The following is a 20,668-nucleotide window of genomic DNA, read 5'->3' on the forward strand; positions in this document are numbered from 1 at the left end:
CGTAGTTCTACGGAGTGTGTGAAGCAGGTCTCGGGCCAGGCGCAAAATGTCGGGTTCACGGCGCCACAAGCGCCGCCCGAAGGAGACCGCCATGAACGCTCGAGACCCCAACCTTCCCTTGCAAGCCGACGAAGCCAGCGCGCTCGGCGAGTTCGCCGCCCGCGTGTGGGACGACGAGATCGTTCCCGCGCTGACCGACTACATCGCCATTCCCGCCAAGAGCCCGATGTTCGACGCCGACTGGGCGGCCAACGGCCACATCGAGAAGGTGCTGACCCAGGCCGCCGCGTGGGTGGAGAGCCAGAAGGTCGCGGGCCTGACGCTGGAGGTGGTGCGCATCCCCGGCCGCACGCCGGTCATCTTCTTCGAGGTGCCGGGCACCAAGACGGGCTCGGACGACACCATCGTGCTGTACGGCCACCTGGACAAGCAGCCCGAGTTCAGCGGCTGGCGCAGCGACCTGGGCCCCTGGACGCCCAAGTACGAGAACGGCCTGCTGTACGGCCGCGGCGGCGCCGATGACGGCTACGCGATCTACGCGTCGCTGACGGCCATCATGGCGCTGGACAAGCAGGGCATCCCGCGGCCGCGCTGCGTGGGCCTCATCGAGACCTGCGAGGAATCCGGCTCCTTCGACCTGCCGGCCTACCTGGACGTGCTGCGCCCCCGCCTGGGCAACGTGTCGCTGGTGGTCTGCCTGGACAGCGGCGCCGGCAACTACGAGCAGCTGTGGCTGACGACGTCGCTGCGCGGCATGGTGTCGGGCGTGCTGAAGGTGGAAGTGCTGACCGAAGGTATCCACAGCGGCGACGCGTCGGGCGCCGTGCCGTCGAGCTTCCGCATCCTGCGCCAGGTGCTGGACCGGCTGGAAGACAGCAAGACCGGCCGCCTGCTGCCGGAGAGCTTCCACTGCGAGATCCCCGGCGCGCGGCTGGAGCAGGCGCGCGCCACGGCGGCCATCCTGAAGGACGAGGTCTACAAGCGCATGCCCTGGGCCTGCGGCGCCGACGGCGGCCCGGTGCTGCCGGTGACGACCGACCCGGTGGAGGTGCTGCTGAACCGCACCTGGCGGCCGACGCTGTCGGTGGTCGGCGTTGATGGCTTCCCCGAGCTGAAGAACGCCGGCAACGTGTTGCGCCCGTACACCGCCTTCAAGCTGAGCCTGCGCCTGCCGCCGCTGATCGACGGCAACGCCGCGGCGCTGGAGTTGAAGACGCTGCTGGAAGACAACGCGCCCTACAACGCCAAGGTCACCTTCGTGCCTGACGGCCGTGCCGGCGCCTATGGCGCGACGGGCTGGAACACGCCCGATCTGTCGCCCTGGCTCAGCCGGGCCCTGAACGACGCCAGCCAGGCCCACTTCGGTGCGCCGGTGGGCTACATCGGGCAGGGCGGCACCATCCCGCTGATGAGCATGCTGCAGAAGGGCTTCCCGGCTGCTCAGATGATGGTCTGCGGCGTGCTGGGCCCCAAGAGCAACGCGCACGGCCCCAACGAGTTCCTGCACGTGCCGTACGGCAAGCGGTTGACCGCCGCCGTCGCGCAGGTGATGGCTGCGCACCCCTGAACTGAACGAATGGATCAGCTCCGCGCCATCAAGGTCTTCGTCCGCGTCATCGACGAGGGCAGCTTCGCCGCCGCGGCGCGGGCGCTGGACCTGGCGCCCGCCGTCGTGACCCGGCTGGTGGCCGAGCTGGAGGAGCACCTCGGCACACGGCTGCTGAACCGCACGACGCGGCGGCTGGCGCTGACCGAGATCGGCGAGGCCTACCTGGAGCGCGCCCGCCGCATCCTGGCCGACGTGGACGAGGCGGCGGCGCTGGCGGCCTCCGCCACGCAGGAGGTGCGCGGCCTGCTGCGCGTGCTGTGCCCGCCGGCCATCGCCGTGCACCAGCTCGCCAAGCACCTGCCGCGCTTCCACCGTGACTACCCGGCCGTGACGCTGGAGATCACGTCGCCCGGTCCGGTGGACACGGTGGACGACAGCTACGACCTGACCATCTTCCTGTCCCGCGAGACGCTGGACGGCGACTTCATCGCCCGGCGCCTGGCGCGCAGCGAGTTCATCCTGTGCGCGTCGCCGGACTACCTGGACCAGCGCGGCCGGCCGCAGCACCCGCACGAGCTCAAGCAGCACGACGCGCTGGTGCCGCCGACGCCCACGATGATGCGCGGCCTGACGCTGCAGCGCGGGGACGGTACGGAGGAGATCACGCTGCCCATGTCGCCCAGCCGCGCGACGCTGTCGACGACGCACATGGACACCAACTACGCCGCCGCGCTGCACGGCCTGGGCATCGCGGGCCTGCCCAGCTTCATGGTGGAAGACGCGCTGCTGGAGCAGGCGCTGGAGCGCGTCATGCCGCAGTGGCGTCTGTTCGGCACCACGCTGTGGGCCGGCATGCCCACGCGCAAATACGTGCCGGCGCGCACGCGAGCGTTCCTGGACTTCCTGCTGGAGATCTTCGGCGGCGAGGACAAGGACCCGTGGCTGGTCGCTGCGGGCTGTGCGACCTGTCCTTGATGAGCCCCTCGCCCAGCCTGGCGCTGGCCCGTGGGGCCTCGCGCTGTGCTACCTCAAGCTGAAGCCCAGGTCGAAGAACTCCGGATAGCGCGCTTCCATCGCCCGCTTCAGGAACCCGAGGGCGACATAGCGCGCCGACGTCTTGGCGATGCGCGCCAGCAGCCGGCGCTCCTCCGCATGGCCCTGGCCCAGCAGCACCAGGTGCTGCCGCAGCGCGCTCCATTCCAGCCGCCGCCAGTACTCGCCGAAGTCGGCGGCCAGCTCTTCGTCCAGCTGCTCCGCGGCGCGGCAGGCCTGCCAGTGGCGCACCGCCCAGTCGATCTCCTGCGCCTCGTCCCAGGCCTGCCCGGGCGGGCGCAGCAGCGCGGCGAGGCCGTCGGTGGGGCTGCCCTGCGGCGCGTCGGCCACGAGGCGCTGCAGCACCACGTCCAGCCCGGTATCGGCGATGCGGGCCAGGCCCGCGGCCAGCGCGGCCGGGTCGGGGGGCAGCAGGGCGGGCGGCTGCTCGCGCAGTGCGGCGCAGGCGGTGCGCATGGCCTGGTCGGCGTCGTCGGTCGGGGATGTCATGGCAGGCAAGGAGAAGAGAGAGGAGGGGAGAGGGGCCCTCGTGGATAATCGATTTTAAGAAGCCGGCCCCGGCAATCCCCTCGACTTCGCGCCCCCTCGCCGCCCGTGCCGCGCCCGTCCCGACCTCCCCACCCCGCCCCGCTGCCCACGTTGATCGCCCTGGCCTTGTGCGCCTGGGGGCAGGCGTCCGCCCGGCCTGCTGAAGACGACGCCGTCACGCTGCGCGGCAGCCGCGTGCTGACGGCGCCAGCCAAGTCGCGCGCCAAGCCGGCGCTGGTCATCAGCGCCACCAAGGTCACGGCTCAGGCCGAGCAGCAGGCGTCGGCCGAGGGCGACGTCGAGCTGCGCTACGGCGAGCTGCTGCTGAATGCCGACACGCTGAACTACCGCGTCGTCGACGATTTCGCCCGCGCCGAGGGCAACGTCCGCATCAACCACAACGGCAACGTCTTCACCGGGCCGTTGCTGCAGATGTACGTCAGCCGCTTCGAAGGCGAGTTCCTGACGCCCAGCTTCTTCCTGAAGGCCACCGGCGGCGCCGGCAAGGCGCAGCTGGTCAAGTTCATCGACAGCGACCACCTCAGCGCCACGCAGGGCAGCTACAGCAGCTGCCCGGTCGTCGACAACCAGGAGCCGGCCTGGCAGATCACCGCCAAGCAACTGCGCCTGGACCTGGCCGGCAACGAGGGCCAGGCCGACGGCGCCGTGCTGCGCTTCCTGGGCGTGCCCATCCTGGCCGCGCCGGGCCTGAGCTTCCCGCTGAGCTCGGCCCGCAAGTCCGGCTGGCTGCCGCCCAACATCTTCCTGGACAACCGCTCCGGCCTGGAACTGGGCGTGCCCTACTACTGGAACATCGCGCCGCAGCGCGATGTGACGGTGACGCCGTTCGTCATGACCAAGCGCGGCGCCGGCGTGGACGGCGAGTTCCGCTACCTGGAGCCGGGCCATGCTGGCCGCGTCAACGTCGACCTGCTGCCCAGCGACCGCGTGTTTGGCCACTCGCGCTGGAGCCTCAAGCTCAACGGCGACGGCCTGCTGGGCGACTGGCGCTACAAGCTCAAGAGCGAGCGCGTCTCCGACGACGATTACTGGAAGGACCTGTCCCGCCGCGTCGAGAGCCAGACGCCGCGGCTGCTGGCCAGCGACCTGTCGCTGGGCCGCCACCGCGAGCTGTCCTGGGGCGCCATCGACACCTACGCCCGCGTGCAGCGCTGGCAGACGCTGCAGGGCCTGGACGAGCAGGCCCGCTTCGACTCGCCCTACCAGCGCAGCCCGCAGCTGGGCGTGCGCGTGACGACGGCGGCCGACGAGGCCGTGCTCGACAGCTTCCGCCCCTGGGGCCGCAAGGCGCGGCTGGAGGGCGGGCTGGAGCTGGAGTACAACCGCTTCGACCTGCCCGGCTCGGCGCTGGCGGCGCAGCTCAGCCAGCTGCCCGGCGGCCAGCGCGTGCATGCGCTGGGCCACGTGGCCGCACCGCTGGGTGGCGAGGCCTGGTGGTTCATCCCGCGTCTGTCGTTCAATGCCGCGGCCTACGACCTGGACCGCCCGCTCGCCGACGGCCGCCGCCGCATGAGCCGCGTCATCCCGACGCTGAGCATCGACCACGGCTGGGTGTTCGAGCGCGACACCAAGCTGTTCGGCCGCGCGATGCGCCAGAGCCTGGAGCCGCGCCTGCTGTACGTGAACACGCCGTTCCGCGAGCAGGCCAGCCTGCCCAACTTCGACTCGGCGCCCAAGGACTTCAACTTCGACTCCATCTACACCGACAACCCGTTCTCGGGCGTGGACCGGGTGTCGGACCTGCATTCGCTGAGCTTCGGGGCGACCAGCCGCTGGGTCAGCGCGTCGCAGGGTGAGGAGATCCTGCGCGTGGGCGCCGTGCAGCGCGTGCTGTTCCGCGACCAGCGCATCACGACCGACCCGGACGGCCAGCCCGTCACGCAGCGCTTCTCCGACATGCTGCTGGCCGCCGCCGCCCACCTGGACGAGCGCTGGTGGGTCGAGAGCACGCTGGAGTTCAACCCCGAGACCAACCGCTCGGTGCGCTCCGTCGTGCGCGCGCGCTACTCCCCCGGGCCGTTCAAGACCGTCAGCGTCGCCTACCGGCTGGCGCGGGCGCAGAGCGAGCAGGTCGAGTTCGCGTGGCAGTGGCCGCTGTACGGCCAGCCCGTCACGCAGCGCGGCGCCAACAGCCAGAGCTGCGGCGGCGCCTGGTACGGCGCCGGCCGCGTGCAGTACTCGCTGCGCGACAAGCGCCTGACCGATTCGGTCATGGGCTTTGAGTACGACGCCGGCTGCTGGGTGCTGCGCTTCGGCGTCGAGCGGCTGTCCACCGGCCGCGCCGAGACCAACACGCGCATGATGCTGCAGCTGGAGCTCGTGGGCCTCAGCCAGCTGGGGTCCAATGCCCTGAAGGTCTTGAAGGACAATGTGCCCGGTTACCGCCGGCTGAGTTCCGACCGTTCGCCGAGTTCAGACTTCCTCCCATGATCCATCGCCTCGCTCCCACTTTCCTCGCAGTGACGCTGGCCCTGGCCGCTTTCAGCGCCTCGGCCCAGACCGCGCCTGCGCTGCAGCCGGGGGACTACATCGCCGCCGTCGTCAACCAGGACGTCGTCGCCGCCAGCGAGGTCGTGGCGCGCACCGAGCGGCTGCGCCAGGAGGCGCGCCAGAAGGGCGAGGTCATGCCCGAGACGGCCGGCCTGCGCAAGCAGGCGCTGGACGCGCTGATCGAGGACCGCGTGCTCGTCACCTACGCCCGCGAGAACGGCAACAAGGTCGACGAGGCCGAGCTGGACCGCGTCGTCGCCAACGTCGCCGCACAGAACAAGCTGACCATGGCCCAGCTGCGCGAGCGGCTGAAGGCCGACGGCACCGACTACAAGAGCTTCCGCGAGAACCTGCGCGACCAGATGATGACCGAGCGCGTGCGCGAGCGCGAAGTGCAGGGCCGCATCAAGGTCAGCGACGCCGAGATCGACGCCTACCTCGAGAAGAAGCGCCAGGCGCTAGAGCAGGGCGGCCAGATCAACCTGGCCCAGGTGCTGGTGCCGGTGCCCGAAGGCGCGCCCGAGGCGGTGGTCGCCGAGAAGCGCGCCGTGGCCCAGGCGGCGCTGGCCCGCATCCAGGGCGGCGAGGACTTCGCCAAGGTCGCCCGTGAGGTCTCCGAGGACAGCAACAAGGCCCGCGGCGGCGAGATTGGCATGCGCCCGGCCGACCGCCTGCCCGACATCTTCGTGAACGCCGTGAAGGCCCTGAAGAGCGGCCAGGTCGCGCCCGAGCTGCTGCGCAGCGGCGCGGGCTTCCACGTGCTGAAGGTTGTCGAGCGTCAGGGCGGTGCGTCCATGACGCAGAGCCTGCAGACGCATGCCCGCCACATCCTGCTGCGCCCGTCGGCCCAGCTGACCGCCGAGGTTGCCGCGCGGCGCCTGGCCGAGATGAAGCGCCAGATCGAGGCCGGCCAGGCGCAGTTCGAGTCGCTGGCCAAGGCCAACTCCGAGGACGGCAGTGCCGAAGGCGGCGGTGACCTGGGCTGGATGGGCGCCGGGGGCTTCGTGCCCGAGTTCGAGGAAGCCATGAACGCGCTGCCGCTGAACGGCATCTCCGGCCCCGTCATGTCGCGCTTCGGCGTACACCTGATCCAGGTGCTGGAACGCCGCACCGTGGAGGTGGACCCCAAGGTGCTGCGCGACCAGGCCCGCGGCGCGCTGCGCGAACAGAAGTACGACGAGGTCTACCAGGACTGGGTCAAGGAACTGCGGGCCAAGGCCTTTGTTGAAGTGCGCGAGTGGCTGGACTGACCCACCCCCTACCGGCTTCGCCGGCCCCCTCAAGGGGGCGCTGCCGGCGGTTCGGCAAAGCCGGTTCCGCGGCGGTCACTGGGTGAATTCATGAAATCGCACATTCCAAGGAAGCGTTTCGGGCAGCACTTCCTGACCGACAAGGCGCTGATCGAGGCCATCGTCGACCTCATTGACCCGCAGGCCGGTGAGACGCTCGTCGAGATCGGCCCAGGCCTGGGGGCCATGACGCTGCCGATCCTGGAGCGATACAAGCCGCTGACCGTCATCGAGCTGGACCGCGACCTCGCCGCACGGCTGCGCAAGCGCGACGACGTCGAGGTCATCGAGAGCGACGTGCTCAAGGTCGACTTCAAGGCACTGGCGGCCACGAAGGGCGCGAAGCTGCGCGTCGTCGGTAACCTGCCCTACAACATCTCCACGCCCATCCTGTTCCACCTGCTGGACGCGGTGGACGACGTCGTCGACCAGCATTTCATGCTGCAGAAGGAAGTTGTCGACCGCATGGCCGCGGCCCCCGGCAACAAGGACTACGGGCGGCTCTCGGTGATGCTGCAGTGGCGCTACGACATCGAGTCGGTGCTGGACGTGCCGCCCGAGGCGTTCGACCCGCCGCCGCGCGTGGACTCGGCCATCGTGCGCATGCTGCCGCTCAAGGCGCCGCCGGCGCTGGACCCGAAGCTGCTGGGCGAGTTGGTCGCCAGCGCGTTCTCGCAGCGCCGCAAGCTGCTGCGTCACAGCCTGGGCAAGTGGCTGACCGAACGCGGCTACGCGGGCCACTTCGACCTGCAGCGCCGGGCCGAGGAAGTGCCGGTCGACGAGTTCGTCGCGCTGGCCCTCGAAGTGAAGGCCTGAAACAGAAAACGGGACCCGCGGGTCCCGTTTTTCATCGAGGTATCAGTGCGTCAAGCCGCGCTGAGCCACATCGAGGTGTCGAAGGCACTGCACATCATCGGCATGTTCACGCCGAAGTTGGGGTTGCCTATCGTCGCCTTGGCGCTTTTCGGCGCAGGCTTCTCAATAACCGGGGCCACCTCAGCAGCCCGCTCCCATGACCCGTTTTCTTGGGAGCGGGCTACTGAAAAGAATAGAAACACCGGAAGGCGATCTTCCTGTCGGCCCAGTAGTCGGCCGTGTCGCGGAAGACGTCGAGCAACTGCTCGCGGGCCTCGCGGTCGAAGCGCACGTTGTCGGGCAACTGCTCCAGCACCACGACGAAGCCCGGCTGGCTGCCGGCCTTGTGGACGAGGTCGGTCATGCAGTCATGCAGGGCGTCCAGGTTCTTGCCGAAGTGAGCAGGGAAGAGGAAGGCCTGCGCGATGCCGTCCAGCACGTCCTGCTTGGACTGCGCCTCCGACAGATTGGCATACAGGAAATGCTGGCCTGCCTCTTGAGCGGCCTGCATCAAGTCCTCGACCCGGTAGGCCCGTATGGCCTGCACGATATTGGGACGGACGGTCTGCAAAAGCATGGTCGCGTTCCTCCTTTCAAGTCACAAAACTGCCAAAACTCGTCTCAACCGGCCTCACCGCGCCGCGCCGGCGCGGATGCGCTGGAAGCTGGCATAGTGATCGCCGGTGTAGTAACAGACCTCGGGCGACGTGGGGGGCTTGCCGCCACAAACAAGGCGACGAGCGCCTCGGTTACGTGCGCCAGGGGTCTTGACCGTGTATTCGCGATAGAAGCCGCGTGCCTTGGGAGGCAGCAGCCGTTCGCGATTGCCGAACACCACGCCGTCCTTGCTGTAGGGAAATGGACCGCCGGCCAAGACGAGCCGATGGGTTTCCTGTGCCTGGGCGGGCAGCTCGCTCAGCGAAATTTCAGCCAGAGCGGGCGCGGTGGTGGGTGCTGCTTCCTTGGCTTGCGCGCTGCCGGCCAGGCCGGAAAGCAGCAGGGCGGTGGTCACCGCCGAGGCGCCAGAGCGCGCCAGCCACGAGAGCAAAGACACGGGTTTACCCTTGATTCGAAACCGATATGGTACCGAAGCGACCCCAAAAGCTCAAGCCGGACCCAGGCACCGGAGTCCGGTCAAGGGTCATGTAAGCCTGTGCTCACATGCGTGCAAGTCGTTGATTTTGCTGATGTCGTGACGGCATCGTGACAGGTTTTCTCGAACGAAAACTTCTGTCAATTGGGGGAGTCCGGGCGCGTTTGCCCGGGGCTCCCGGCCGTGGCGACGCCGCTCAGGTGCGTGCGGCGTTGGCGTCGGCGACGGTCAGCGCCGTCATGTTGACGATGCGCCGCACGGTGGCCGACGGCGTCAGGATGTGCACCGGCTTGGCCGCGCCCAGCAGCACCGGGCCGATGGCGATGCCGCCGCCGGCGGCCGTCTTCAGCAGGTTGTAGGAGATGTTGGCAGCGTCGATGTTGGGCAGCACCAGCAGGTTGGCTTCGCCGGTCAGCGGGCTGTGCGGCATCAACTGCTTGCGGTAGCTCGCATCCAGCGCGGTGTCGCCGTGCATCTCGCCGTCGACCTCCAGCCAGGGCGCCAGCTGCTGGATCAGCGCCAGCGTGTCGCGCATCTTGATGGCCGAGGGCTTGTCGCTGGTGCCGAAGTTGCTGTGCGACAGCAGCGCGGCCTTCGGCGTCAGGCCGAAGCGGCACATCTCCTGCGCGGCCATGATGGTGATCTCGGCCAGCTGCTCGGCGGTCGGGTCGTAGTTGACGTGGGTGTCGACCAGCATGACCTGGCGGCCCGGCAGGATCAGCCCGTTCATGCAGGCGTAGGTCTTGACGCCCGCGCGCCGGCCGATGACCTGGTCGATGTAGGCCAGGTGGGTGGCGGTGGTGCCCCAGGTGCCGCACAGCATGCCGTCGACCTCGCCCTTGTGCAGCAGCATCGCGCTGATCAGCGTCAGGCGGCGACGCATCTCGATCTTGGCGAGCTGCTGCGTGACGCCCTTGCGCTCGGTCATGCGCAGATAGGTCTGCCAGTAGTCGCGGTAGCGGTCGTCGTGCTCGACGTTGACGACGTCGTAGTCGCGGCCCTGCTGCAGGCGCAGGCCGAAGCGCTCGGCGCGTTCGGCGATGACGCCGGGCCGGCCCACCAGCGTCGGGCGCGCCAGGCCTTCGTCGACGACGACCTGCGCGGCGCGCAGCACGCGCTCTTCCTCACCCTCGGCGTAGGCCACGCGCTTGTTGGGCGCGCGCTTGGCGGCGGTGAAGATGGGCTTCATCGTGTTGCCCGACGCGTAGACGAAGCTCTGCAGCTTCTCGCGGTAGGCGTCCCAGTCCTTGATGGGACGGGCGGCAACGCCGGAGTCCTCGGCCGCCTTGGCCACGGCCGGCGCGATGCGCATCATCAGCCGCGGGTCGAACGGCTTGGGGATCAGGTACTCGGGGCCGAAGGAGAGCGTCGCGCCGACGTAGGCCGCGGCGACGACTTCGCTCTGCTCGGCCTGGGCCAGCTCGGCGATGGCCTGCACGGCGGCGATTTCCATCTCGACGTTGATCGTCGTCGCGCCCGAGTCCAGCGCGCCGCGGAAGATGTACGGGAAGCACAGGACGTTGTTGACCTGGTTCGGGTAGTCCGTGCGGCCGGTGGCCATGATGGCGTCGTCGCGCACCACCTTGACCTCCTCCGGCAGGATCTCGGGCGTCGGGTTGGCCAGCGCGAAGATCAGCGGCTGGGCGGCCATCGTGGCCACCATGTCGGCCTTCAGCACGCCGCCGGCGGACAGGCCCAGGAACACGTCGGCGCCCTGGATGACATCACGCAGCGAGCGCAGGTCGGTCTTCTGCGCGTACTCGGCCTTGTCCGGGTCCATCAGCTCGGTGCGGCCCTCGTAGACGACGCCGGCCAGGTCCGTCACCCAGATGTTTTCCTTGGGCAGGCCCAGCTTGACGAGCAGCGAGATGCAGGCGAGCGCGGCCGCGCCGGCGCCCGACGTGACCAGCTTGACCTGCTTGATGTCCTTGCCGACGACCTTCAGGCCGTTCAGGAAGGCCGCGCCGACGACGATGGCGGTGCCGTGCTGGTCGTCGTGGAAGACGGGGATCTTCATGCGCTTGCGCAGCTCGCGCTCGACGTAGAAGCAGTCCGGCGCCTTGATGTCTTCCAGGTTGATGCCGCCGAACGTCGGCTCCAGCGCGGCGATGCAGTCGACGAGCTTGTCGAGGTCGTTCTCGGCCACTTCGAGGTCGAAGACGTCGATGCCGGCGAACTTCTTGAACAGGACGCCCTTGCCCTCCATGACGGGCTTGGATGCCAGCGGGCCGATGTTGCCCAGGCCCAGCACGGCCGTGCCGTTGGAGATGACGGCGACGAGATTGCCGCGCGACGTGTAGCGGAACGCGTTGGCCGGGTCGGCGACGATTTCCTCGCAGGCTGCGGCCACGCCGGGCGAGTAGGCCAGCGCCAGGTCGCGCTGGTTCACCAGCGACTTGGTGGCCGCGATGGCGATCTTGCCCGGCGTCGGGAACTCGTGATATTCGAGGGCGGCCTGGCGGAGTTGGGCGCGTTTTTCTTCGGGGTTCTTCATGGACGTGGAACAAGCAAAGGCGCCGGCCGGCGGGGTGGGAATCATGCCACCGCAGCCCGGGCATGGCCGCTGCGGATGTCCACATGGAGACAATCGCGGCCATGGGTGAATTCGATCTGATCCGGCGCTACTTCCAGCGCCCCGCCACGGCGGGCGTCGACGTCGGCGTCGGCGACGACTGTGCGGTGCTGGTGCCGACGCCGGGCGCGCGCTGGCTGGTGTCCAGCGACATGCTGGTGGAGGGCCGGCACTTTCTGTCCACGGTGGACCCGGCGCGCCTGGGCCACAAGGCGCTGGCCGTCAACCTCAGCGACCTGGCGGCCTGCGGCGCCGCGCCGCGAGGCTTCACGTTGGCGCTGGCGCTGCCGCGCGTTGACGAAGCCTGGCTGGCCGGCTTCTCGCGCGGGCTGCTCGCGCTGGCCGATGCGCACGGCTGCCCGCTGGTGGGCGGCGACACGACGCAGGGCCCGCTGAACCTGTGCATCACCGTGTTCGGCGAGGCGCCGGCCGGCCAGGCGCTGCTGCGCAGCGGTGCGCGGGTGGGTGACGAGATCTGGGTGTCGGGCGCGCTGGGCGACGCGCGGCTGGCGCTGGAGGTGTTCCGCGGCACGGTGGTGCTGCCGGGAGACGGCTTCGAGGCCGTGCGCGCGGCGATGGAATGCCCAGCGCCGCGCGTCGCGCTGGGCCAGGCGCTGCGCGGTGTCGCGACGGCGGCGCTGGACCTCTCCGACGGCCTGCTGGGCGACCTGGGCCACATCCTGGCCGCGTCGGGCGTCGGCGCCTGCATCGACGTCGACGCGCTGCCGCGCAGCGCCGTGCTGGCCGCGCAGCCAGCCGCGCTGCAGCGCACTTGCGTGCTGGCGGGCGGCGACGACTACGAGCTGGTGTTCACCGCGCCGCCGGGCGCCCGCCTGCCCGACGTGGGCGTGCCGCTGACGCGCGTCGGCGTCATCGAGGCCGAGCCGGGGCTGCGCGTCGTCGATGGCCGGGGCGATGCCGTCGAGCATGGTCTGCGGTCGTTCGACCACTTCGCGGCATGACCGGCGCCCCCATCCGCCCCACCGGGGCCTTCATGCTGCGCCACCCGGCGCGCTGGATCGCGCTGGGCTTCGGCAGCGGCCTGAGCCCGAAGGCACCCGGCACCGTCGGCACGCTGTGGGCCTGGATCGCCTTCTGGGCGATGGCGCCGTGGCTGAGCGACGTCGGCTGGGCGCTGGTCATCGGCGTCGGCACCGCCGTCGGCTGGTGGGCCTGCACGCGCTGCGCGCAGCACCTGAACACGCCCGACCCGGGCAGCATCGTCTGGGACGAGGTGCTGGCCTTCTGGCTGGTGCTGTGGCTGATCGCGCCCAGCAGCTTCATCGGCCAGGCCGTCGCGTTCGGGCTGTTCCGCTTCTTCGATGCCGCCAAGCCCGGCCCGGTGGGCTGGGCGGACCGGCTGTTCAAGACCGAGCGCGGCGCGCCCATCGGCTGGGCGCAGGGGCTGGGCATCCTGGTGGACGACTTTGTCGCCGCCGGCTGTACGCTCGTCGTCATCGCGCTGGGCCGCTACTTCATGGGGTGATGCCATGTTTCACGACAACGCCGAGCTGATCGACCGCATCGCCGTGGCGCTGATCCGGCGCCGCGAGCGCATCGGCACGGCCGAGAGCTGCACCGGCGGCCTCATCGCGGCGGCCTGCACGGACATCGCCGGCTCCAGCCAGTGGTTCGAGCGCGGCGTCGTCAGCTACAGCAACGAGGCCAAGGCCGAGCTGCTGGGCGTGCCCAAGGGCCTGATCGCGCTGCACGGCGCCGTCAGCGCCGAGGTGGCCGAGCACATGGCGCGCGGGCTGCTGGCGCATGCGCCCATCGACTGGGCGCTGTCGGTCACCGGCATCGCCGGCCCCACGGGCGGCAGCGAGGCCAAGCCGGTGGGCACCGTGTGGCTGGCGCTGGTGCACGCCGGCCGGCCGGCACGGGTCTGGCGCGAGCACTTCAGCGGCGACCGCCGTGCGGTGCGCGCGCAGACGGTGGTGGCGGGCCTGACGGCGCTGTGCGAGGCGCTGGAGGATGGCGACAACTGACGGCGATCAGCCGAGTTTGGCCATCACGCTTTCCGCGGTGAGCGTCACGCCTTCGGGCGGCTGCCAGTCCTGCGCCCACGCGATGAACTGCTCCTGCGGCATGGGCTTGCTGATGAAGTAGCCCTGGCCCTCGTCGCAGCCCAGCCGGCTCAGCATGCCCCAGGCCTTGGCCGTCTCCAGGCCCTCGGCCACGACGGTCAGGCCCAGGTTGTGCGCCAGCTCGATGGTGGAGCGCACGATGCGCGCGTCGTCCAGGTCGCGCTCCATGGCCATGACGAAGCTCTTGTCGATCTTCAGCTCGTCCACCGGCAGCCGCTTCAGGTAGGCCAGCGACGAGTAGCCGGTGCCGAAGTCGTCGATGGACAGCTTGAAGCCCATCGCGTGCAGGTGCTCCAGCGTGGACAGCGCCCGCTCGGGGTCGTCCATGATGGCGCTCTCGGTGATCTCCAGGCAGATGGCCGACGCCGGCACCTGGCGCGGCGTGATGAGCGCCTCGATCTTGGCCGGCAGCTCCTGATCCATCAGGTCGCGGGTGGACAGGTTGACCGACAGCCGCAGCGCCAGCCCCGCGTCCTGCGCCTCGCGTGCGAACTTGGCCGCGCCGCTCAGCACCCAGGCGCTGAGCATGCGGATGAAGCCGGTCTGCTCGGCGAATGGGATGAACTGCATCGGCGGCACCAGGCCGCGCGTGGGGTGCTGCCAGCGCACCAGCGCCTCGGCGCCGATGACGCGCCCGGTCTGCAGGTCGATCTTGGGCTGCAGGAACAGTCGCAGCTCCTCGTTCTCGACGGCGCGGCGCATCTCCGACAGCAGCGACAGCGACTCCTGGCTGCCGATGTCCAGCTGTGCGTGGTAGATCAGGCTGCCGCACTGGCGCGTCTTGGCGGCGTACATGGCCAGCTCGGCACGGCCCAGCAGCAGGTTGACGTCGACGCCGTGCTCCGGGAACAGCGCGATGCCGATGCCGGCGCCCAGGTCGATGGTCTCGTTGTCGATGTGCAGCGGGCGCTCGAAGTCCTTCAGGATGGCCAGCGCCGCCTCGCTGGCCATGCGCGCGTCGGTGTGGGCCAGCAGGATGACGAACTCGTCGCCCGACAGCCGCGCCAGCACCGAATGCGCCGGCGCGCACAGCGCCTGCAGCCGCTCGGCCACGCTCTGCAGCAGGCGGTCGCCGACGTCGTGGCCCAGCACGTCGTTGACGTGCTTGAAGCGGTCCAGGTCCAGCATCAGCACCGCGCCGGGCGTGTCGCTGTGCAGCAGGTGGTGCTGCAGGAACTCGGCGAAGCGCGCGCGGTTGGGCAGCAGCGTCAGCGGGTCCACGTAGGCGAGGTTGTTGACGAGCGCGTCGCGGCGGCGGATGCCCTCGCGCATGCTCTCCAGCGCCAGCGCCAGCTTGCGCACCTCGTCCAGCTGCGAGGCGGCCGGCACCGGCGTGTCGTAGTCGCCTTCCTCCAGCCGCCGCGCGGACGTCGACAGCGCCGTGATGGGGTTGCTGATGCCGCGTGCCAGCACCACGCTGACCAGCGCGAACACCGCCACGCCCAGCAGCGTGATGCCCAGCAGGATGAGCTGCAGCTGCCGGTAGGGCGCCAGCGCGGCGTCCAGCGAGCGCAGCAGCAGCACGCCCAGGCGCGGCTCGCCGGCCAGCAGCGGCACGAAGCGCGCGCGCAGCCGCTCGCCGGACAGCTCCATGACGCCACCGGCCGGCGCCGCGCTGCCCAGCGCCTGCCGCAGCGCGGCGGCGGGCTCGGGCGGCAGGTTGTCGACGATGCCCTGCCAATGCCCGCCGGCCGGCTGCAGCAGCACGGCGCTGTCCAGCTCCGACAGCGCCTTCAGGTCGTCCAGCACCTCGCGGTCCAGCTCGAAGCCCATCAGCACCCAGCCCACCGGCGCCGGTGTGCGCACCTGCACGGCGACGACCTGGTAGACGTGGCTGCCCTGCACCGCCAGCGCGGTGCCGTCCTTGCTGTTGACGATCTGCTGCAGCGCCGCGCCGAAGGACGCCGCGCCGTCGCGCGTGGCGGCCACCAGCTGCAGCTGCACGTCGAAGTACGCGACGACCGATGCGCCGACGCGTTCGCCCTGGTTGGACAGCGCGTCCCGGATGGTCTCGACCGTGCCGGCCTCGGCCAGCGACAGACCGATGGTGGTGCGAAAGCCGTAGTCCTTGGCCAGCAGCTCGGCCGCGTCGTGCAGCTTGCCGGCGCGCTGCTCCAGCAGCCGGCGCAGCACGCGCTCGCCGGTCTGCAGCTCGGCGGCCAGCGAGTCCTCGGCGTTGTGCGTGATGCCGGCGTGCAGCGCGCCGAAGCTCACCAGCTGCACCACCAGCAGCAGCGCCAGGAACAGGCCGGCGATGCGGCCCTCCAGGCGTCGCGGGTTCAGCCAGGCCGGCATCGCTACTCGGCCAGCGTCAGCGTGCTGGCGCCGCCGGCCGGCGCCACGGTCAGCCGCAGGCTTTGCAGCGTGGGCGACTTCTGGTCCGCATGCCAGGCCTTCACGGCATGCTCGCCGGGCGGCAGGTCGAACTGGGCCTGGCCCTTGTCGTCGGTACGGGCGAAGGTGGCGGTGTCGACGACGACGATGTGGGCGCTCATGCGGTCGTGGATGTTGCAGCCCAGGGCGGCGACGCCGGGCTTGTCGAACACGACGGGCTCGGCCGGCGTGCCCGAGTAGAGCTTGATGTCCATCACCTTGATCGGCGAGATCGAGTAGACGTGATGCCGCACGGTGTCGAAGTTCGGGAAGCTGACGGCCGTGCCGGTCTGCACGATGAGCAGCTGCGGCGTGAACTGGCGGTCACGCTGGCCCATCTCGGCCTTGGCGGCGGTTGTCTTGGGCGGGCGGCCCTTCACCTCGACGGCGACGGCCGCGCCGGCCAGCGGCTGGCCCGCCGGGCCGCGCAGCTGCACGGTGACGGGCACGGCCAGCGCCGCGAGCGGGCTCAGCACGAGGGACAGGACGGCGAGGCGGCGAAGAGTCGTCATGGGGGCAGGCTCCGCCCTCGACGATAGCCCAATCGCGCTCAGCGGACCGTGAGAACTGCCCCGGATTTGCCGGTCGCGGTTTCGGCCAGCATCAGCGCCAGCCGGCGCAGCGCGGCCCAGGGGTCGCCGGGCCAGTCGGGGTGGCGCAGGCCCTTGACGAGGCCATCGCACACCTGCGCGGCCTGCACCAGCGCGCCGGCCTGGGCGCTCTCCAGCCGCGGCGCGATGCGCTCGATGAGGCGCTCCTTGGCGCCCCACACGCGCGCCTCGCGCATGGCCATGGGCAGCGGCCGGCCGGCGTCCAGCGCGGCGCGCACGCGGGCCAGCGCGCGGGCGTCCTCGGCCAGGTTCCAGTGCACCAGCACGGCGGCCTCGCCCTCGGCCTCCAGGCCGTCCAGCATGCGCAGCAGCCGCGGCACGTTGCCGGACAGCACGGCCTCGCTGAGCTTGAAGACGTCGAAGCGCGCCACGTCCAGCACGGCGGCCTCGATGTGGCCAAGAGTCAGCTCGCCTTTCGGGTGCAGCAGCGCCAGCTTCTGCAGCTCCTGGTGGGCGGCCAGCAGGTTGCCCTCCACGCGGTCGGCGAAGAACGACAGCGCGCGCTGGCCGTCCTCGCCCTCGGGCACCGACTGGCCCTGCGCCTTCAGCCGCTGCGCCAGCCAGGCCGGCAGCAGGCGGCGCTCGACGGGCTCGACGCGGATGGACACGCCGTGGCCGTCCAGCGCCGTGAACCAGGCGCTGCTCAGCTGGGTCTTGTCCAGCCGTGGCAGCGTCACCAGCGTCAGCACGTCGTCGGGCGCGGCCTCGGCGTAGCGCTGCAGCGCCTCGGAGCCGTCCTTGCCGGGCTTGCCGCCCGGGATGCGGATCTCGATGAACTGGCGGTCGGCGAACAGGCTCATCGCCTGCGCGGCGGCCAGCACGGGCGCCCAGTCGAAGTAGGCGCCGGAGACGATGAAGATCTGCCGCTCGCCGAAGCCCTGCGCGCGGGCGGCGGCGCGGATCTGGTCGCCCGCCTCCTGCGCCAGCAGCGGCTCGTCGCCGTGCACGGTGTAGATGCGGGCCAGGCCCTTGCTCAGATGGGGCCCCAGGGCCTCGGCACGCAGCTGCATCAGCTCTGCACTTTGACGGCGGCCAGGCGGCGCATGACCTGCGCGATCGCGTCGGAATGCATCGCGCCGTACAGGTTGGCGGCTTCCTGCTCCTTGGCCAGCGCCGTGGTCTCGGTGTAATTCATGTCGCGCGCCAGGCGCAGCTCCACCTTGGGCACCAGCAGTTCGCCGTCGGCGGTGCGGATCAGGTAGTCGAAGTTCAGCCGCAGCTGCCATTCGCGCACCTGGCCCACGCTGGTGGAGGCGACGACGGTGCGGTCGCGGTGCTCGTGCAGGACCTCCAGCACGACCTGCGCGCGCGCCGGGTCTTCCAGCAGCTGCACCGGCGTGCGCTTGACCTGGCGCCGCAGCCCGGCCGCCAGCGGCGAGTCGGGCTGGAAGCCGATCAGCGCCAGCGTCTTGAACGGCAGCTCGGGCTCACGGCGCAGCTCGAAGCCGCAGCCGGCGAGGGCCGTCAGGCCGAGGAGCAGGAAGCGCCTGTTCATCACACGACGATGTTGACGAGACGGCCCGGCACGATGACGACCTTCTTCGGCGCCTTGCCTTCGCTGAACTTGGCGAACTCGGGGTTGGCCAGCGCAGCCGCCTCGATGGCGGCCTTGTCGGCGCCGGCCGGCACCTTGACGGACCCGCGCAGTTTGCCGTTGACCTGCAGCATCAGCTCGATCTCGTCCTGCACCAGCGCGGCCTCGTCGACCGTGGGCCAGGGCGCGTCGAGCAGGTCGCCGAGTTCGGCCGCAAAGCCCAGGTCTTGCCACAGCGTGTGGCTGATGTGCGGCGTGGCGGGGTAGAGCACGCGCAGCAGCACCGAGAAGCCGTCGCGCACGGCGGCCGCCTGGCCTTCCGCCTTGAAGCCTTCCAGCGCATTCAGCAGCTTCATCGCGCCGGAGACGACGGTGTTGTACTGCATGCGCTCGTAGTCGTAGCTGACCTGCTTCAGCACGTTGTGCACCTCGCGGCGCAGCGCCTTGCCGTCGCCGTTCAGCGCGGCGTAGTCGGTGCCACCGGTCTTGATGGCGTCGGCATTGCGCACGCCGAAGTTCCACACGCGCTTCAGGAAGCGGTGCGCGCCTTCCACGGCCGCGTCGTTCCACTCCAGCGTCTGCTCCGGGGGGCTGGCGAACATGACGAACAGGCGGGCCGTGTCGGCGCCGTACTGGTCGATCAGCGCCTGCGGGTCCACGCCGTTGTTCTTGGACTTGGACATGGTCGTCATCTCGTACTCGAGACGCGTGCCGTCCTTCTTCAGCGTGGCGCCGGCGATGCCGCCCTTGTCGTCATGGATGACGTCGATCTCGTGGTCCCAGTAGTAGTCCTTGCCGCCGCCCTCGGGCTTGTGGAAGAACGCGCCCTTCAAGACCATGCCCTGCGTCAGCAGCTTCTCGAACGGCTCGGACACGTCCACCAGCTTCAGGTCGCGCATGACCTTGGTCCAGAAGCGCGCGTACAGCAGGTGCAGGATGGCGTGCTCGATGCCGCCGATGTACTGGTTCATCGGCATCCAGTACTTCGTGCCGGCGCCGACCATCGCTTGGTCGTTGGTCGGGTCGCAGTAGCGCATGAAGTACCACGACGAGTCCACGAACGTGTCCATCGTGTCCGTCTCGCGGCGCGCCGGTTTGCCGCACTTGGGGCAGCCGACGTTCAGGAAGGCCGCGTGCTTGTTCAGCGGGTTGCCGCTGCCGTCGGGGATGAGGTCGTCCGGCAGCACGACGGGCAGGTCCTTCTCGGGCACCGGCACGACGCCGCAGTCATCGCAGTGGATGATGGGGATGGGCGTGCCCCAGTAGCGCTGGCGGCTGACGCCCCAGTCGCGCAGGCGCCAGGTGGTCTTCTTCTCGCCCAGGCCTTGCGCGGCGAGCAGGTCGGCGACCTTGTTGACCGCTTCCACGTGCGACAGGCCATCCAGCGCGCCGGAGTTGATGCAGCGGGCCTTGGACTTGTCGCCGTAGGACTCGCGCCAGGTCTTGTCGTCATAGGCCCCGTCGTCGACGGCGATGACCTGCTTGATGGGCAGGCCGTACTTGTTCGCGAACGCGAAGTCGCGCTCGTCGTGCGCCGGCACGCCCATCACGGCGCCGTCGCCGTAGCTCATCAGCACATAGTTGCCGACCCAGACCTCGACCTGCGCGCCCGTGATCGGGTGCGTGACGAACAGGCCCGTGGGCACGCCCTTCTTGTCCTGGGTAGCCAGCTCGGCCTCGGTGGTGCCGCCGGCCTTGCATTCCTCGATGAAAGCCGCCACTTCGGGCCTGGTCTTCGCGGCGATGGTGGCCAGCGGATGCTCCGGCGCTACCGCGCAGAAGGTCACGCCCATGATGGTGTCGGCGCGGGTCGTGAACACCCACAGCCGCCCACCGCCGCCTTCGATGCTGTGCGGGAACGCGAAGCGCACGCCCTGGCTCTTGCCGATCCAGTTCTCCTGCATCAGCCGCACGCGCTCGGGCCAGCCGCTCAGGTAGTTCGGGTCTTCCGGGTTGGCGACCGCCGACAGCAGCTCCTCGGCGTACTGCGTGATCTTCAGGTAGTAGCCCGGGATCTCGCGCTTCTCCACCAGCGCGCCCGAGCGCCAGCCGCGGCCGTCGATGACCTGCTCGTTGGCCAGCACGGTCTGGTCCACCGGGTCCCAGTTGACGACCTGCGTGCGGCGCTCGGCGATGCCGGCCTCCAGCATCTTCAGGAACAGCCACTGGTTCCACTTGTAGTAGCTGGGCTGGCAGGTCGCGACCTCGCGGCTCCAGTCGATGGCCAGGCCCATGGCCCGCATCTGGCCCTTCATGTGGGCGATGTTCGAGTAGGTCCACTGCGCGGGCGGCACCTTGCCCTTCATCGCGGCGTTCTCGGCCGGCAGGCCGAAGGCGTCCCAGCCCATCGGCATGAGGACGTTGTAGCCCTTCATGCGCAGTTGGCGGGCCAGCATGTCGTTGATCGTGTAGTTGCGCACATGGCCCATGTGCAGCTTGCCCGAGGGGTAGGGCAGCATGGAGCAGGCGTAGAAGTGCGGCTTGCTGGCGTCCTCGGTGACGCGGTAGGCGTCGCGCTCCGTCCAGTAGGCACGGGCGGCGGCTTCGATCTCGTTCGGGTTGTAGCTGGGCGCTTCGGTCTTGGCGTTCATGCGCCAAATTGTAGGTGGCGCC

The 20,668-nt window shown here is 70.0% G+C and carries 17 protein-coding genes; 8 read left to right on the forward strand and 9 right to left on the reverse strand.

Annotation, left to right across the window (positions count from 1 at the left end; genetic code table 11):
- The first annotated feature begins 91 nt into the window (after positions 1-91).
- Positions 92-1,567: a M20 family metallopeptidase gene (locus AC1Q7O_RS09280; protein WP_492659026.1), complete on the forward strand. Its 1,476-nt coding sequence runs from the start codon at positions 92-94 to the stop codon at positions 1,565-1,567.
- Between the two features lie 9 nt (positions 1,568-1,576).
- Positions 1,577-2,524, forward strand: a complete 948-nt coding sequence (locus AC1Q7O_RS09285; protein WP_492659025.1) for a LysR family transcriptional regulator — start codon at positions 1,577-1,579, stop codon at positions 2,522-2,524.
- Between the two features lie 48 nt (positions 2,525-2,572).
- Here AC1Q7O_RS09285 and AC1Q7O_RS09290 read toward each other — a convergent pair whose 3' ends face one another.
- Positions 2,573-3,091: a hypothetical protein gene (locus AC1Q7O_RS09290; protein WP_492659024.1), complete on the reverse strand. Its 519-nt coding sequence runs from the start codon at positions 3,089-3,091 to the stop codon at positions 2,573-2,575.
- A gap of 150 nt (positions 3,092-3,241) precedes the next feature.
- Between AC1Q7O_RS09290 and AC1Q7O_RS09295 the strand changes: the two genes are divergently transcribed.
- The 3 genes from AC1Q7O_RS09295 (at position 3,242) to rsmA (ending at position 7,746) form a co-directional block, all read left to right on the forward strand.
- A complete protein-coding gene (locus AC1Q7O_RS09295; protein WP_492659023.1) occupies positions 3,242-5,581 on the forward strand; it encodes an LPS-assembly protein LptD in 2,340 nt (779 codons plus the stop codon).
- The gene (locus tag AC1Q7O_RS09300; protein ID WP_492659022.1) at positions 5,578-6,891 is read left to right on the forward strand and encodes a peptidylprolyl isomerase; all 1,314 of its coding nucleotides are present in this window, start codon (positions 5,578-5,580) and stop codon (positions 6,889-6,891) included. The genes AC1Q7O_RS09295 and AC1Q7O_RS09300 overlap by 4 nt, the downstream gene beginning before the upstream one ends.
- Positions 6,892-6,981: 90 nt before the next feature.
- Positions 6,982-7,746, forward strand: a complete 765-nt coding sequence (gene rsmA, locus AC1Q7O_RS09305) for a 16S rRNA (adenine(1518)-N(6)/adenine(1519)-N(6))-dimethyltransferase RsmA (RefSeq protein WP_492659021.1) — start codon at positions 6,982-6,984, stop codon at positions 7,744-7,746.
- A 220-nt stretch (positions 7,747-7,966) separates the two neighbouring features.
- Here rsmA and AC1Q7O_RS09310 read toward each other — a convergent pair whose 3' ends face one another.
- From AC1Q7O_RS09310 to AC1Q7O_RS09320, 3 genes are all read right to left on the reverse strand, one after another.
- Positions 7,967-8,362 (reverse strand): barstar family protein, encoded by a 396-nt coding sequence (locus tag AC1Q7O_RS09310; protein WP_056268781.1) that lies wholly within the window; start codon positions 8,360-8,362, stop codon positions 7,967-7,969.
- 54 nt (positions 8,363-8,416) lie between these two features.
- Positions 8,417-8,797, reverse strand: coding sequence for a guanyl-specific ribonuclease (locus tag AC1Q7O_RS09315; RefSeq protein ID WP_492659020.1), 381 nt, complete (start codon positions 8,795-8,797; stop codon positions 8,417-8,419).
- Between the two features lie 277 nt (positions 8,798-9,074).
- Complete coding sequence (locus AC1Q7O_RS09320) at positions 9,075-11,372, reverse strand: NADP-dependent malic enzyme (protein WP_492659019.1); 2,298 nt, start codon at positions 11,370-11,372, stop codon at positions 9,075-9,077.
- A gap of 101 nt (positions 11,373-11,473) precedes the next feature.
- Here AC1Q7O_RS09320 and thiL point away from each other — a divergent pair, with 101 nt between their 5' ends.
- From thiL to AC1Q7O_RS09335, 3 genes are read left to right on the forward strand one after another with little or no spacing between them, the layout of a single operon-like run.
- Positions 11,474-12,412 carry a thiamine-phosphate kinase gene (gene thiL, locus AC1Q7O_RS09325; protein ID WP_492659018.1) on the forward strand — a complete coding sequence of 313 codons (939 nt, stop codon included), beginning with the start codon at positions 11,474-11,476 and terminating at the stop codon, positions 12,410-12,412.
- Positions 12,409-12,936, forward strand: coding sequence for a phosphatidylglycerophosphatase A family protein (locus AC1Q7O_RS09330; protein WP_492659017.1), 528 nt, complete (start codon positions 12,409-12,411; stop codon positions 12,934-12,936). Before thiL ends, AC1Q7O_RS09330 begins: the two co-directional genes overlap by 4 nt.
- Positions 12,937-12,940: 4 nt before the next feature.
- Positions 12,941-13,438, forward strand: a complete 498-nt coding sequence (locus AC1Q7O_RS09335) for a CinA family protein (protein WP_492659016.1) — start codon at positions 12,941-12,943, stop codon at positions 13,436-13,438.
- 6 nt (positions 13,439-13,444) lie between these two features.
- Here the strand turns inward: AC1Q7O_RS09335 and AC1Q7O_RS09340 are convergent, their stop codons facing one another.
- From AC1Q7O_RS09340 to leuS, 5 genes are read right to left on the reverse strand one after another with little or no spacing between them, the layout of a single operon-like run.
- Entirely contained in the window at positions 13,445-15,832 is a 2,388-nt protein-coding gene (locus AC1Q7O_RS09340; protein ID WP_492659015.1) for a putative bifunctional diguanylate cyclase/phosphodiesterase, read from the reverse strand.
- A 2-nt stretch (positions 15,833-15,834) separates the two neighbouring features.
- Entirely contained in the window at positions 15,835-16,422 is a 588-nt protein-coding gene (locus AC1Q7O_RS09345; protein ID WP_492659014.1) for a methylamine utilization protein, read from the reverse strand.
- Positions 16,423-16,460: 38 nt separating this feature from the next.
- Complete coding sequence (gene holA / locus AC1Q7O_RS09350; protein WP_492659013.1) at positions 16,461-17,531, reverse strand: DNA polymerase III subunit delta; 1,071 nt, start codon at positions 17,529-17,531, stop codon at positions 16,461-16,463.
- The gene (locus AC1Q7O_RS09355; protein WP_492659012.1) at positions 17,531-18,016 is read right to left on the reverse strand and encodes an LPS-assembly lipoprotein LptE; all 486 of its coding nucleotides are present in this window, start codon (positions 18,014-18,016) and stop codon (positions 17,531-17,533) included. Before AC1Q7O_RS09355 ends, holA begins: the two co-directional genes overlap by 1 nt.
- Positions 18,016-20,646 (reverse strand): leucine--tRNA ligase, encoded by a 2,631-nt coding sequence (gene leuS / locus AC1Q7O_RS09360; RefSeq protein ID WP_492659011.1) that lies wholly within the window; start codon positions 20,644-20,646, stop codon positions 18,016-18,018. Before leuS ends, AC1Q7O_RS09355 begins: the two co-directional genes overlap by 1 nt.
- Between the last annotated feature and the right edge of the window lie 22 nt (positions 20,647-20,668).

The sequence above is a fragment of the Roseateles sp. GW823-FHT07B05 genome, from assembly GCF_058794515.1.

What these genes read in the sequence shown, in the direction of transcription:
- AC1Q7O_RS09280 (WP_492659026.1), top strand. Translation starts at nt 92, where the DNA reads ATGAACGCTCGAGACCCCAACCTTCCCTTGCAAGCCGACGAAGCCAGC.
- AC1Q7O_RS09285 (WP_492659025.1), top strand. Translation starts at nt 1,577, where the DNA reads ATGGATCAGCTCCGCGCCATCAAGGTCTTCGTCCGCGTCATCGACGAG.
- AC1Q7O_RS09290 (WP_492659024.1), bottom strand. Translation starts at nt 3,091, where the DNA reads ATGACATCCCCGACCGACGACGCCGACCAGGCCATGCGCACCGCCTGC.
- AC1Q7O_RS09300 (WP_492659022.1), top strand. Translation starts at nt 5,578, where the DNA reads ATGATCCATCGCCTCGCTCCCACTTTCCTCGCAGTGACGCTGGCCCTG.
- rsmA (WP_492659021.1), top strand. Translation starts at nt 6,982, where the DNA reads ATGAAATCGCACATTCCAAGGAAGCGTTTCGGGCAGCACTTCCTGACC.
- AC1Q7O_RS09310 (WP_056268781.1), bottom strand. Translation starts at nt 8,362, where the DNA reads ATGCTTTTGCAGACCGTCCGTCCCAATATCGTGCAGGCCATACGGGCC.
- AC1Q7O_RS09320 (WP_492659019.1), bottom strand. Translation starts at nt 11,372, where the DNA reads ATGAAGAACCCCGAAGAAAAACGCGCCCAACTCCGCCAGGCCGCCCTC.
- thiL (WP_492659018.1), top strand. Translation starts at nt 11,474, where the DNA reads ATGGGTGAATTCGATCTGATCCGGCGCTACTTCCAGCGCCCCGCCACG.
- AC1Q7O_RS09330 (WP_492659017.1), top strand. Translation starts at nt 12,409, where the DNA reads ATGACCGGCGCCCCCATCCGCCCCACCGGGGCCTTCATGCTGCGCCAC.
- AC1Q7O_RS09335 (WP_492659016.1), top strand. Translation starts at nt 12,941, where the DNA reads ATGTTTCACGACAACGCCGAGCTGATCGACCGCATCGCCGTGGCGCTG.
- AC1Q7O_RS09340 (WP_492659015.1), bottom strand. Translation starts at nt 15,832, where the DNA reads ATGCCGGCCTGGCTGAACCCGCGACGCCTGGAGGGCCGCATCGCCGGC.
- AC1Q7O_RS09345 (WP_492659014.1), bottom strand. Translation starts at nt 16,422, where the DNA reads ATGACGACTCTTCGCCGCCTCGCCGTCCTGTCCCTCGTGCTGAGCCCG.
- holA (WP_492659013.1), bottom strand. Translation starts at nt 17,531, where the DNA reads ATGCAGCTGCGTGCCGAGGCCCTGGGGCCCCATCTGAGCAAGGGCCTG.
- AC1Q7O_RS09355 (WP_492659012.1), bottom strand. Translation starts at nt 18,016, where the DNA reads ATGAACAGGCGCTTCCTGCTCCTCGGCCTGACGGCCCTCGCCGGCTGC.
- leuS (WP_492659011.1), bottom strand. Translation starts at nt 20,646, where the DNA reads ATGAACGCCAAGACCGAAGCGCCCAGCTACAACCCGAACGAGATCGAA.